We start from the raw sequence: 12,050 nt of genomic DNA, 5'->3' as shown, positions 1-12,050 counted from the left end.
TCCAGGCATGGCGGCAGCATCTGCAGTTCGCTGCGATCAGTTCCTCGAAGGTGGCTCATGCCCATCTTGTTGCGCATGAACGCCCCCGGTCAAACCGGTGAAATAGTTTTCACACAGCCTGTGTCCCCAGCCCGCCGCCGAGCGTCCCTTCAGCGCACTTTCCTCACATCACCTCCGCGCACCATGCGCATGGCCCACAATCTGCATACCCCATGCAGCCATGCCCCTCGTCCGCTACCTCCAAAATCTCTCCACCGGCCGCACCATCCTCTGGTGCTACTTCATCTGGTGGGCGCTGAGCATCGTCCATCATTTCGATCCCTCCCCGCGCATCTGGCTCACCTCCCTTGGCCTCAGCGCCATCATCGGCGCCGCCCTCATCCTCAGCACACGCCCGTCCTCCGGCACCCTCGTCACCCAGACCGATCCCTGGGTTCTCTTCCGCCTCTTCCTCATGCCCTTCTGCGTTTCCAGCTTCGCCGCCCTCGTGAAAGACGCCGGCTACATCCTGGTATTCCCTCCCTCTCTCAGAGAAAACGCCATCGGCATCGTGTTGATCGTCGCATTCCTTCTCACCGTGCGGCGCCTCCAAAGGCTCACACCGCCGGCAGCCTCACCATAAACACGCTCCCCTTCCCCACCTCGCTTCGCACGCTCACGCTTCCCCCGTGTGCCTCCACCAGCGCCTTCACGATCGACAAGCCCAGCCCGCTGCCGCCATGCGCCCGTGAGCGCGCCTTGTCCACACGATAAAACCTCTCAAACAAATGCGGCAGATGCTCCGCCGCGATCCCTCCACCGGTGTCGATCACCTCGACCTCAATCCACGGCGGCAGCTTGGACACACGCACCGTCACACTCTCGCCCCCCGGCGTGTAGCGCAGCGCGTTTTCGATCAGGTTCACCATCACCCGCTCCAGCGCCATCCGGTCGCCTTTCACACTCAGCGGCCCCTCGTTGCCATCGTCATGCGCCAGCGCGATGCGCCGCTCCGCCGCCAGCGCCTGCAGCTTCGCAGTCACCCCCGCGCACAGCTCGCTCACATTCACCAGCTCCCGCTGCGCCAGCGCCTCCCCCACATCCACATGCGCCAGCGCCAGCATGTTTTCGGTGAGCCTTGAGAGCCGCTCGATCTCCTCTTTGTTGCTCACCAAGACCTCGCGGTACTCCTCCGCGCTGCGCGGCTTGCGCAGCGCCACCTCGATCTCCCCGCGCAGCACCGTCAGCGGCGTGCGCAGTTCGTGCGACGCGTCCGCCGTGAACCGCTGCTGCGCTGCATGCGCCCCCTCCAGCCGGTCCAGCAGCTGATTGAACGAACCCGCCAGCGCAGCCAGCTCTGCATCATCCGCCGGCACAAACAAGCGCCGCAGCCCCAGCTCCGCGCGGCTCAGCCCGCGCGCCGCCTCCTCCAGGTTGGAAACCGAGCGCAGCCACTGCCGGCTCAGGTGCCACGCCGCCAGTGCTCCCGCCGCTAGCATGCCCATGCCACATCCTACCAGCCACGCCAGCAGCCGCCGCTCCCGCGCGTGCACCGCATCCAGCGGCATCAGCGCCTGCGCATACAGCGTCACCGGATCTCCCCACACCTCCCGCCGCGGATGTGTGGCCGCACGATAGGCACGCCCGTCCATGTACAGAGTCTCGATCACCGCATTCCCCGCCGGATGCTCCGAACGCCGCGCTTCATCACTCAGCGGGATCGCCGCCGCCAGATTGCTCGACTTGCCGGCAAAGCCGCCTTCCGCGTCAAACACCTGCAGCATGAAATGCCGCTCCTGCACCTGCATCTCCTGCTCCATCCACGGCTCGATGCGCAGCCGGTTTGCGGTCACCAGCCGCCCCAGCAGCGTCGCCTTCGCCCGCAGAAAATCATCCACGTCATTCGCCATCGCTTCCCGCGCCACCAGCCAACCGATCACGCCAAACATCAGCAGCGCCGCCGCCAGCAGCGCTGTGAAGCTGATTAAAAGTCGTGAGCGCAGCGAGGTCATGGCGTTTGCAGCAGGTATCCCGCGCCGCGCACCGTTTGGATCAGCGCCGGGTTGAATCCACGGTCCAGTTTCTCACGCAGGTGGTAAACCGTCACCTCGATCACATTGCTCGGCGTGTTCGGCAGATCCGCCCACACCTGCTCCGCCAGTTCCGCCCTCGTCACCACCTGCCCCGTCCGCCTCAGCAGATGCGCAAGCACGCCAAATTCCTTGGCCGAGAGCGGCACAATCTGCCCGCCACGCGTCACCCGTCGTGCACGCACGTCCACCTGCACATCCGCCGCATGCAGCAGCGCCGGCTCTTCCGCCACCCCCCTCCGCAGCAGCGCACGCACCCGCGCCAGCAGTTCTGCAAACGCAAACGGCTTCACCAGATAATCATCCGCTCCCAGATCCAGCCCCTGCACCCGGTCACCCACGCCATCCCTCGCCGTCAGCATCAGCACCCGCACCGGCAGGCCGCTCGTCCGCAGCTCCCTCAGCACGGAGAAACCATCCTTCAGCGGCAGCATCACATCCAGGATGATGAGATCAAAGGCCCCCTCCCGCGCCTTTGCCAGCCCCGCATCTCCATCCCCCGCCGTTTCCACCACAAATCCCTCCTCGCGCAGCCCGCGCTCTATAAAGCGGGCCACCTTGGTTTCATCTTCAATGACGAGCAGGCGCATGGGGAGACAAGAAACGCGGCTGTGCCGTTCGCGAAACTGGTTACTTCTTCTCCAGCACCATCAAAAACTGCCCGGCCTGCGGGTTCGTCTGCAGCTTGGTGGGCCGGCTGGAGTTCGGGTTGTCGTTCGCCGAGCACCATTTCAGCGTGTTGCTGTCGAGATCAAAAATGCCCTCATACTTTTTCCCCGCAAACTGCCCCTCCGTGCCGGTCGCGTCGATCTTCTTCCCCGAGATCTTGTAAGTGCCCGCACCCATCTCGCGGTTCCCCTGCGGATTGGAGGCAGTGATTTTGTCCTCAGTGATCACCAGCCGGATGTCCCCGTGCCGCGATCCATCGCTGTCTGCCATGTACCCATCCCACGTGCCGATGAGCCTTTGCCTCACCTCATCCTTGCCCGCTTCTTTCTCCCCGGCCTTGCCCGCAGCGGGTTTCGCGGTCGCGCCTGTCCCCTGCTCTTTGACAAACGTCTGATCTGCCTCGCTCAGCCGCGCCAGCGGCAGCTGCACCGTACCTCCGTTCGCAGCGCGCACCATCACCGTACTGCCCTGCAAACTCACGAAATCACCTTCCAAGGTCCTCCCCGTCTGTGCCTCCGTCCACGTGCGTGAATGAAGACTCGAAAATGCGCAAAAAAGGAGGCAGAGGTGAAGCGGCAGCGATTTCATGGCGATGCGGCGAAGGTTCCCCGCCACCGCACGCCGCGATAATTAAAATCACTTCATCTTCCCGCCTTCGTCATGCAGCCATCGGCACCCCGTACGGCAGTCCGTCAGGGATCGGCGCAAACTCGCGGATCTTCTTCCACAGGGAGGAGTAGTCCTTGTTCACATCGCCAGACAGGCAGTCGGTGATCTCATCGCCGGCATCCGGGTACTTCATCACCACGTCCTTGAATGAGAAGTTCGGATCGTAGAAGGCATAGACAAGCTTGCGCATGTTGTCGATGCCCTGGCGCATCAGCTCGGAGTACTCGCTGAACCGTTGTGGCGAGAGGTCTCGTGCCTCCAGCGCCGCATGCACCGCATCTCCCGCCAGCACGCCGCTCTTCAGCGCCAGCATCACGCCGCTGCTGAAGACGGGGTCCAGGAAGGCAAACGCATCTCCCACCAGCAGCAGGCCCGGCGCTGCACCATACTTGGAATGGCGCGAATACTCGCTCGTGATCCAGTATTCCCCCGTGCTGCTCCCGGCGGAGAGGTGTTCCTTGATCCACTGGTTCTCGCCGATCTCACGCTCAAACATCGCCTTCGGATCGCGCACGCCGTCGCGGCTCAGGTATTTGCCCTCGGCCACCACGCCCACGCTCACCATGTCATTGTGCATGGGAATGTGCCAGAACCAGCCCTTGTCCGGCACAAAGGCGATCGTCGTTGCGCCTTCGTCGATCCCCTCTTCACGCTTCGATCCTTTGTAGTACGTCCACACCGCCACCTTGTTCAGGTAGGGATCGCCCACGCGCCAGCCTTCGCGCACCGAGGCAAAAGCTTCCTTCCCGGAGGCGTCGATCACCAGTTTGGCCAGCAGGTGTTGCGTGCTGCCGTCCTTGTTTTTCACCTCGACTCCGATCACCCTGCCACTGTCGTCCTTCAGCAGCTTCGTCACCGTCGTCTCCTCGCGGACCTCGGCGCCACGGCCGCGCGCGTGCTCCATCAGCATGTGGTCAAACTCCGACCGCATCACCTGCCAGGTCTGCGCCACGGTGTCGCGGTCATAGCGGTTGTAGAAATAGAAGGGCTGGGAGCGCCGCCCGTCCGGCTGCACAAAGCTCACGCTGAACTTCTTCATGAAGTGGGACTTCTTCATCGTCGGGATCAGCCCCAGCCGCTGCAGCGGGCCAAAGGTGAAGGGGATCAGCGACTCGCCCACATGGTAGCGCGGAAACTTCTCTCGTTCGATCACGAGAACCTTGTGGCCATACTCTGCCAGGATGGCCGCAGTGCTGGTGCCGGCCGGGCCGCCGCCGATGATGAGGACTTCGTATTCGGTGTTCATGAGGTGCAGGAAATCTTGGTTGAGTTGGCAAAAAGTCACCTCCAAACGCCAGCCCGAACGGCTGGTTTTCAGAGGTTTTCTGTCCAGTACTACGCCTCCCCCTTTCATGCGGTGCATACTCCTTTGGCATCATTTTGATGCCGTTTGGCAATAGACTTCTGCCCAGCTTAAACAAAGGCTTTCCACCCCCGGCCGAGTTTGGTACAAACCAGCCATGAACACGCTCCTTTCCCCCGTCGGCCTGAACCGCCGCGATTTCCTCTCCCGCAGCGCCCAGGCCGCCACCGCAGGCATCCTCGGCTCCGCCTTTGGTGCCAGCTCTCCCGCCACCTCTGAAACTCTCGTCCAGCAGCTCTACGGCAGCATGGACGAAGCCCAGCGCAAAACCCTCTGCTTCGCCTGGAGCGATCCCCGCCGCCTCAAGGTGGACAACAACTGGCACATCACCCCGCAAAAAATCCGCGACGTCCTCAAGCCCGACCAGCAGGACCTCGTGCGCCAGATCTTCGACAAGCTCCACAGCGACGAATACAAATCCGAAGTCTGGCGCCAGTTTGACCAGGACAACAAGGGAGACGGCGGGTTTGGCAGCGCCTCCATTGCCATCTTCGGTCAGCCCGGCACCAATCAGTTCGAGTTCGTCCTCACCGGTCGCCACTGCACCCGCCGCTGCGATGGCGACAGCGAAAAGGGCGCAGCCTTCGGCGGCCCTATTTTCTACGGCCACGCCGCCCAGGGCTTCAATGAAAAGCCCGACCACCCCGGCAACGCCTACTGGTACCAGGCCAAACGCGCCAACGAAGTCTTCCAGGCCCTCGACGGCAAGCAGCGCGAACTCGCCCTCCTCGGCGAATCCCGTGACGAAGACGGCAGCGACACCGTCAAGCTCACCGGCAAAACCCAGGGCCTCGAAGGCATCTCCGTCAGCGATCTCAGCGCCGACCAGAAAGACCTCGTCAAAAAAGTCATCGCCGACCTCCTCAAACCCTTCCGCCAGTCCGAGCGCGAAGAGTCCATGAAGTACATCGAAGCCGGCGGCTTCGACAACCTGCACATGGCCTTCTACAAAAACCAGGACGTCGGCAAAGACGGCGTGTGGGACGTCTGGCAGATCGAAGGCCCCCACATGGTCTGGTTCTTCCGCGGCGACCCCCACGTCCACTGCTGGGCGCATATCCGGGAGCCTCAAAAAGCCTGATTTACATCCTGCGCCATGATCGCCAGAACCGCTTTCGTTCTGGCCTGCGTGCTGTGTGTTCCGCTCATCACGCAGGCTCATTCAGACCCCGAAGGAGACATCCATCCAGATGTGGTCGTCGAGGATGGCAAATTTGCGATCTACTTCAGTGCCCGGCGTGACGCATACGATCACGATCAATGGCGTATGGTCTTCACAGCCGATGGCAAGATCGAGCAGCGACGACATCTGATCCTCACTCAGCGTGCAGAGAGCCCGCAGAACCTTGAGCATGCTGGTGTGGATGCTCGTGCGACTTCGGGCTCGAGTACAATGTCTTTTGTACTGCAGCGCACCCACAACGGGAAAATGACAGATGTCCCTCTGCCTCTGGATCCGGTGAAATTTCCTCTCGTCAGAAGCGCGACCATGGCCGGGGACTGGGTCGGTTTCACATGGGCAGCCAACAGCCAGGCTTTGGACGGCCCACGCGAGGAAATGCCCGCGCCGATCCAATTGATGTTTTCAATGGCTGACGTGAAAAATTTCACACCCGGAAAAACGGTTCTGATCGGCGAACCCGCAACGATCTACGATTTCCCCAGTGCATCCAATCCAGTCTGGGCTGCGCGCCGCTGGTGGGTCGCTTGGGTGCGGCGGGCGCAGGGCGAAGCCGGACGTAAAGATCCCACGCGCAAATGGGAGACTGTGCTGACGAGCATCGATCCGCTGACCAGCAAACTGGAACACAAGCTCCTGCCGGGCCTCAGCAATTGGAACACCTCTCTATCCATGAAGACGACCGGTGGATGGCTGTGCATCGCATGGCATGCTTCGATGGATGGCAGCTACCCTGGCAAGGCAAGCATCATCACCGCATTTGAGAAACTCCCGCAATAACCTGCTCCAGAGGTCATGGTGAAGGTTGCCCCTCGCTCTCTGCTACTTGCGACGGCGTACGGTCCATCGAATCTCTGGCATCAAGACTTGCCCCTTTTTTGAGCAACATTGCGGTGATTTCCACGAGGCCGCGCCGTGCCGATTCGTGCAACGCTGTGCCGCCCTCTCCATCCCTGGCCTCCAGCGCTGCGCCATGCGTGAGCATGAGCCTGACCATCTCCATGCTGCCAGTGGCCACTGCACTCGCTAGAGCCGGCCTCGCTGCTGCATCACGACCTGCGGGCCTCGCCCCCTTTTGCAGCAGGTATTTGACGACCTCGTGGTGAGCATGTTCCGCAGCAAGGCAGACCGGCTTGAACAAAAGTTTGGGGTCATCATGCCTTCTGACCATGACATCATTCATCCCGTGATATTCAGACGTTCCAGCATTCACATCCGCTCCCGCCGCTTCCACCAGTAGCTTCACTATCGGCAAATCGCCGGAACTTGCGGCAAGATGCAGTGCCGCATTGATGTTGGCCTGCCAGCCTGCGCGCTCACTGGAAATCTTCTCCAGTAAAAATTTTAACATTTCCGCATTTTGATTTTTAACGGCGCACTGCAGAAGATTCCGCGCAGCCCTCATGGTGCCGGCAAAGGGATCTCCCGAACTCTCGCCTGCTGGATTCAGCTTTGCGCCAACGCTAACCAAACGGCGCACAATGACCAGATCATCGCAGCACACCGCGACTCCTAAAGCCTCAGCTCCATCTGCCTGATCGACAGGCTTCCACCCCGCATCAAGCGCCAGGGTCAGGGCAAGAATGAAAGATCTGGGTTTGCCTCCAAGGGCATCTTCCATCCATAACCGGCGGCACTCCTGCAGGAGATCCTTGAGGTCAAAAACATCGGTCTGCTTCATCAACCAGCGCGCCATGTCAGACTGATCCGCCATGACAGCCACTTCCAGGCAGGACTGCTGAAAAGCGGTCTTGGCGGTGAGTTTGCCGCCGTTATTTTTCAGCCACTCCACCATGGACAGTTGGCCAAGCGCCACAGCCAAGTGCAGAGGCTGCATGCCACCCCGCATCTGGCTCAAGACAGCAGAGCTTTGCGAGGTCAAACGCCTCACATCTTCCATCCGATTTGCGGCAACAGCATTAAAGATGTCGTCCTTCTGCAAAGATAATTCGGGCGCAGGAGAGCCATCGCTTAGGCCTGCGTCGAGACTGCTGTTTCTTTTCGAAGCATAAGGAATGAGTTGGTCAGCCGTGAGGCCCTGAGTGTTTCGACGTCGCAGGTCGGCGCCCGCCGCGATCAGCCGTTCCTTCATCGCGGTATTGCCCGTCAGCACTGACAGCATCAAAGGAGTGTTTCCTTCGACATCAGTCGCATTGATATCCACCCCCGCTTTGAAAAGCTGCTGCGCTATGGCATGATTATTGATCATCACCGGCCATGAACACAACGGCAGACCGTCCACACGGAGCTTGTTAGGTTCTTGGATCAGAGGCAGGAGCTGTGCTGTGAGGCCCGCCAGATGCCAGTGAGGAGTGTTATGATCAAGGGTGGCGCGTGCCATCACCGTGAGCATGCCGGCAGGATCGTCAGTTCTGACACCTCCCGCGAGAAGGAGGGAGGCTTCTGCCCATGCTTCGGCAGAAATGGCCAATTCTAGGACGGATCGCCCTTCGCGGTCTTTGACTTTCAGGTCCGCTCCCGCCTTCAGCAGCAGTTTCATCATTTCGATCCAGTCTGATTCGTCACCCGCTGCTTGCAGCAAAACAGTCATCCCTTCGTGATCCCGCAAATTGATGTCAGCCTTTTTTTCGACAAGCCAGCCCATCATTTTCAATGTGCGGGACTCAAACACCGGGCTGCGGCCCTTTCGGTCACGGGCATTCACGGAGATTCCCAGCTCCAGCAGTCGGTTCCACAGTGCCGTTTGCTTCCCCGGTGCATCATGCGAATCAGTCGCCGTCCAATCCGCAGCTTCGTGCAGCAGGGTGCGACCATCCTTGTCAACCGCCGTAGGATCCACACCTGCCTTGACCAAATGCTCGACAACATCAAGCCGACAACTTCTGACTGCGATGACCAAAGCGCTGCGCGTGGGCTTTCCCCCGGCTTTTTCAAGTTGCCGAAGAATCGTGAGTCCGGTTCCAGCCGCCGCCGCAGTAGCCTCTTCGTCATTGGCATGCACATCCGCTCCCAAAGACAGCAGCAGGTCGATCATCCCCTGGGTCGCTGACTCCGAGTAGGGCCACAGCAGACCACTCGCAGCCACTGCCAGCGCCAGATCATCCGGGTCATTCAATGGCGCGCCCTTTTCCACCAGCAGCTTCACCAGCCCCTGATGCCCTCTTGAAATGGCTGTGTGCAAGGGTGCCTCTCGAACGTACTCTGGCATCGGTTTTGCACTGGCTCCCTCAGCGAGCAGCTTTTTTGCCTTCTCCAGATTGCCCTCATAGCATGCCTGGTACAGCTCACCTTGGAGCCATTGCTGTTTGCCTTCTCCCCTTGCTTCCAGGCTGCACAATCCGAGCATCAGAACTGCTTGGAATAATCGCGAAAAGCTCATGCCCGAATAATAGAGCAAAAACAACTCTCGGCGTGAAGCACAAACTGCCTCTTCAAGATCGCCATCACTCTCCCTTTTTCACCTCACCCAGCAGCCGCAGCGCCACCTCCACCAGCTTCTCGCCGCTGCCCACTTCATTGCGCGCACTTACCACCTCATAGTTCCCCTGCGGATACGCATCGCGGTTCGGGATGTAGCCAATGCTTCCATTCGCCAGCTCCGCGATCAGCGTGGTCTTGAAAGGCGAGGCCTTCTTCAGCGCCAGCCCCAGCTCCACAAAAATCTCTCCCGGCAGCGCCACAATCGCGACCTCATCACTCAGTGCGATCACCTGCACCTCCGCCAGCAGCGGGATGTTTTTCTCCTTCTTCTCCTCCGTCTCCAAAATGCACACCGTCTCCGCCATCGGCACAGTACCAAAGTTCTTCGTGAACATGTTTGCCGCCATGTCTTTCGCCTTGGCAATCTGCTCGGGCGTGTAGCTGCGGCGCTGCAGCGTCACCTGCTCGGAGCGCACGCGGGGTGCGTAGGCGGTGGTGGGCTCCAGTTTTGCCCATGCAGCATCAGCGGCATCCGCCAGCGCGGTGCCCAGTTCAAGCGTGCTGCGGTGTTTGCCAGTGATGTAGTCGTGGTGATTGATGTTGCCACAGCAGCCGTTGGCAAACACGGAGATCATGCCCAGGCCGTGGCGCTCGGTGATGAGCCGCGTGAATACGCCAGGGTAGTCCGCCGAGATCTTCGTTCCCCCGCCCACGGAGGTGGGATGCATGGCAAAGTTCAGAAACGAAGCCAGCGGCGCGGCATCCGCACCTGCACCGTGGAAGGCCACCACGCCCACATCGGGATCAATCGGCCCCGCCGGCTTGTCCGTGGCAGGGTTCAGCTTCTTCGGTTGCCAGATCGCCTCCTTCACCCCGTCCCGCAGCACACGACGGTTGAAGCTGATGCCCTCCGCTTTTCCCACCGCCACCGAGGCCTTCGCAGGCGTGAGCTTCGCCTTCGCCTCCTTCACCGACTGCGCCACGAGGCCCGGCAGAGCGCTGATGTAGGACACTCCGGCAGGCGAGTTCACCTTCGTGATGTCATCCATCAGCGAGCCACGCGGCTGCTGCGGCCCTGAATGTGTGTGCGTGCCGGAAATCATGACATGATCTCCTTCGATGCCGCACTGCTCCTGGATGGCCTTGCGCATCTCAGCCACCAGCGGCCGCACGGTGCCCGAGAGATCCAGCACCACAATGGCCGCATGCACGCCGTCTTTTTCAAACACCAGCGTCTTCGCATGCAGCGGATCCAGCACCCCCTCAGACCCCCGAAACTTGTAGTACCCTCCCAGCGGCGTCCCATCCTTCGGCGTGATGTCCACCTGCGCCGCTCCCACGCGGAAATCCCCCGCATGAATGTGAGAAACAACCAGGAAACAGCAGGCAATAAGACGTGGGATCATGAGTGAAAATACGCGTCCCCGGCCTCACTTCTTAGCCCAATCCGGCGTACCAAACCACGCATCCATCTCCTTTGCGAATGGCGCGATGACTTCCGGCGCTTCGGGAACCCCGCCTAGATCGCCGGTCTCCACCATCCACGTCTCCAGTGCCGCTCGCAGCCGCATCAACGCTTCCCGATGCCCGGCCTCCTTCGATGCACTCAGATCGTGAATCTCATGCGGGTCGGACCGGGTGTCATAGAGCTCCTCACACGGCCCGCTGCGCTGCATCAGCTCCAGCGGCGGCCCCTTCAGCTCGCCCTTCGCCTGCATCTCACGCATCAGCGGCAGAATCGGAAAACACTTCTCCTTATAGCGGTTCAGCGAAGCAAACGTCGCTCCCTTCGTGAAAGTGCGGATGTAGTGAAACCTCTCATCATGCACCGACCGGATGCGCTGCACGGTTTCATCGATGCGGTCCCGCGCCGAAAACGCATAAGTACGTGGTGCCTCCGCATGCGGCCCCAGGATCACCCGCCCCTGCATCAGCGGCGGCTTCGCGATCCCCGCGAAATCCAGCGTCGTCGCCGTCACATCTATGAGGCTCACGATCTGCTCATTCACACTCCCCGCTTCGCAACCCTGCGGCGCCGGAAAGTTTTTCGGCCACTTGATGATCAAAGGCACCCGCAATCCGCTGTCATAGCACCAGTGAATGCCACGCGGCTCCAGCCGCCCGTTGTCAGCAAAGAAGACAATGAGGGTGTCATCCTCCAGCCCGTCCTTGCGCAGTTGCTCCAGCACCCAGCCGATGCGCACATCCATGCCGGAAACAGAGTTCAAATACCGCGCCCATTCCTCCCGCACCAGCGGCACATCCGGGTAGTACGGTGGCGGCGTCACGTTCTCCGGCGTCGCATGCTTCACATGCTCGCGCTCGCCCACCCATTCCACCCGCTCCTTGTTCTTGCTCTGCCGGTCATAGATGTCGTACTCGACCTCATGCGAATTGATCTGCGCAAAAAACGGCTGCTTTGCCTTCAGCGCGCTCCAGTCATCCGTCTGATAAATCGACCCCTCATTCACAAAGTTCAGGTCCAGCTTTCCCGTCCCCACCGCCTTCCCGCCCACAGTTTTGAGATTCGCCGTCGTGTAGCCCGCATCCTGCAGCCGCTGCGTCATCGGCCTCACCCCTGCCGGCAGTTTGAAATCATCCTCGCGATGCGAGCGCATGTGCTGCGTGCCCGTCGTCGTCTGCTACATCCCCAGCCTGAAGGCGCTGCGGCTCGGAGCACACGCCGGATTCGTCGATAACACATTCGTGAACCGCACCC

10 protein-coding genes are annotated in these 12,050 nt (G+C 60.8%); 3 read left to right on the top strand and 7 right to left on the bottom strand.

The features are described 5' to 3' along the window. Window positions 1-220 precede the first annotated feature (220 nt). Window positions 221-622, top strand: a complete 402-nt coding sequence (locus ACILSO_RS31645; protein WP_395741503.1) for a hypothetical protein — start codon at window positions 221-223, stop codon at window positions 620-622. On the opposite strand, the gene ACILSO_RS31655 is transcribed toward ACILSO_RS31645, so the two are convergent. The 4 genes from ACILSO_RS31655 to ACILSO_RS31625 all read right to left on the bottom strand — a co-directional run bounded on the left by ACILSO_RS31655 (window position 597) and on the right by ACILSO_RS31625 (window position 4,653). Further along, complete coding sequence (locus ACILSO_RS31655; RefSeq protein ID WP_407073049.1) at window positions 597-1,991, bottom strand: sensor histidine kinase; 1,395 nt, start codon at window positions 1,989-1,991, stop codon at window positions 597-599. The genes ACILSO_RS31645 and ACILSO_RS31655 overlap by 26 nt on opposite strands. After that, window positions 1,988-2,659, bottom strand: a complete 672-nt coding sequence (locus ACILSO_RS31635; protein WP_395741502.1) for a response regulator — start codon at window positions 2,657-2,659, stop codon at window positions 1,988-1,990. Before ACILSO_RS31635 ends, ACILSO_RS31655 begins: the two co-directional genes overlap by 4 nt. Window positions 2,660-2,699: 40 nt before the next feature. Further along, entirely contained in the window at window positions 2,700-3,218 is a 519-nt protein-coding gene (locus tag ACILSO_RS31630) for a hypothetical protein (protein ID WP_395741501.1), read from the bottom strand. A gap of 178 nt (window positions 3,219-3,396) precedes the next feature. Then, window positions 3,397-4,653: an NAD(P)/FAD-dependent oxidoreductase gene (locus ACILSO_RS31625; protein WP_395741500.1), complete on the bottom strand. Its 1,257-nt coding sequence runs from the start codon at window positions 4,651-4,653 to the stop codon at window positions 3,397-3,399. Between the two features lie 214 nt (window positions 4,654-4,867). On the opposite strand from ACILSO_RS31625, the gene ACILSO_RS31620 reads away from it, so the two are divergent. Both ACILSO_RS31620 and ACILSO_RS31615 read left to right on the top strand, forming a co-directional pair. Further along, a complete protein-coding gene (locus tag ACILSO_RS31620) occupies window positions 4,868-5,851 on the top strand; it encodes a DUF3500 domain-containing protein (protein WP_395741499.1) in 984 nt (327 codons plus the stop codon). 15 nt (window positions 5,852-5,866) lie between these two features. Continuing rightward, window positions 5,867-6,730: a hypothetical protein gene (locus ACILSO_RS31615; RefSeq protein WP_395741498.1), complete on the top strand. Its 864-nt coding sequence runs from the start codon at window positions 5,867-5,869 to the stop codon at window positions 6,728-6,730. Window positions 6,731-6,743: 13 nt separating this feature from the next. Here ACILSO_RS31615 and ACILSO_RS31610 read toward each other — a convergent pair whose 3' ends face one another. The 3 genes from ACILSO_RS31610 to ACILSO_RS31600 form a co-directional block, all read right to left on the bottom strand. Further along, on the bottom strand, window positions 6,744-9,290 hold the full coding sequence (locus ACILSO_RS31610; RefSeq protein WP_395741497.1) for an ankyrin repeat domain-containing protein: 2,547 nt from the start codon (window positions 9,288-9,290) through the stop codon (window positions 6,744-6,746). 64 nt (window positions 9,291-9,354) lie between these two features. After that, on the bottom strand, window positions 9,355-10,737 hold the full coding sequence (locus ACILSO_RS31605; protein ID WP_395741496.1) for a neutral/alkaline non-lysosomal ceramidase N-terminal domain-containing protein: 1,383 nt from the start codon (window positions 10,735-10,737) through the stop codon (window positions 9,355-9,357). A 24-nt stretch (window positions 10,738-10,761) separates the two neighbouring features. After that, entirely contained in the window at window positions 10,762-11,949 is a 1,188-nt protein-coding gene (locus tag ACILSO_RS31600) for a sulfatase-like hydrolase/transferase (RefSeq protein WP_395741495.1), read from the bottom strand. Window positions 11,950-12,050: the final 101 nt, after the last annotated feature.

Source organism: Prosthecobacter sp. (genome assembly GCF_044226605.1).
Lineage (GTDB): Bacteria > Verrucomicrobiota > Verrucomicrobiia > Verrucomicrobiales > Verrucomicrobiaceae > Prosthecobacter.
The sequence above is the reverse complement of the archived record's forward strand: the minus strand, read 5'-3'. Positions and strand labels throughout refer to the sequence as shown.

Excerpts from the sequence above, each read along its gene's own strand:
- ACILSO_RS31620 (WP_395741499.1), top strand. The coding sequence starts at position 4,868 with ATGAACACGCTCCTTTCCCCCGTCGGCCTGAACCGCCGCGATTTCCTC.
- ACILSO_RS31615 (WP_395741498.1), top strand. The coding sequence starts at position 5,867 with ATGATCGCCAGAACCGCTTTCGTTCTGGCCTGCGTGCTGTGTGTTCCG.
- ACILSO_RS31635 (WP_395741502.1), bottom strand. The coding sequence starts at position 2,659 with ATGCGCCTGCTCGTCATTGAAGATGAAACCAAGGTGGCCCGCTTTATA.
- ACILSO_RS31600 (WP_395741495.1), bottom strand. The coding sequence starts at position 11,949 with ATGCGCTCGCATCGCGAGGATGATTTCAAACTGCCGGCAGGGGTGAGG.
- ACILSO_RS31645 (WP_395741503.1), top strand. The coding sequence starts at position 221 with ATGCCCCTCGTCCGCTACCTCCAAAATCTCTCCACCGGCCGCACCATC.
- ACILSO_RS31605 (WP_395741496.1), bottom strand. The coding sequence starts at position 10,737 with ATGATCCCACGTCTTATTGCCTGCTGTTTCCTGGTTGTTTCTCACATT.
- ACILSO_RS31610 (WP_395741497.1), bottom strand. The coding sequence starts at position 9,290 with ATGAGCTTTTCGCGATTATTCCAAGCAGTTCTGATGCTCGGATTGTGC.
- ACILSO_RS31625 (WP_395741500.1), bottom strand. The coding sequence starts at position 4,653 with ATGAACACCGAATACGAAGTCCTCATCATCGGCGGCGGCCCGGCCGGC.
- ACILSO_RS31655 (WP_407073049.1), bottom strand. The coding sequence starts at position 1,991 with ATGACCTCGCTGCGCTCACGACTTTTAATCAGCTTCACAGCGCTGCTG.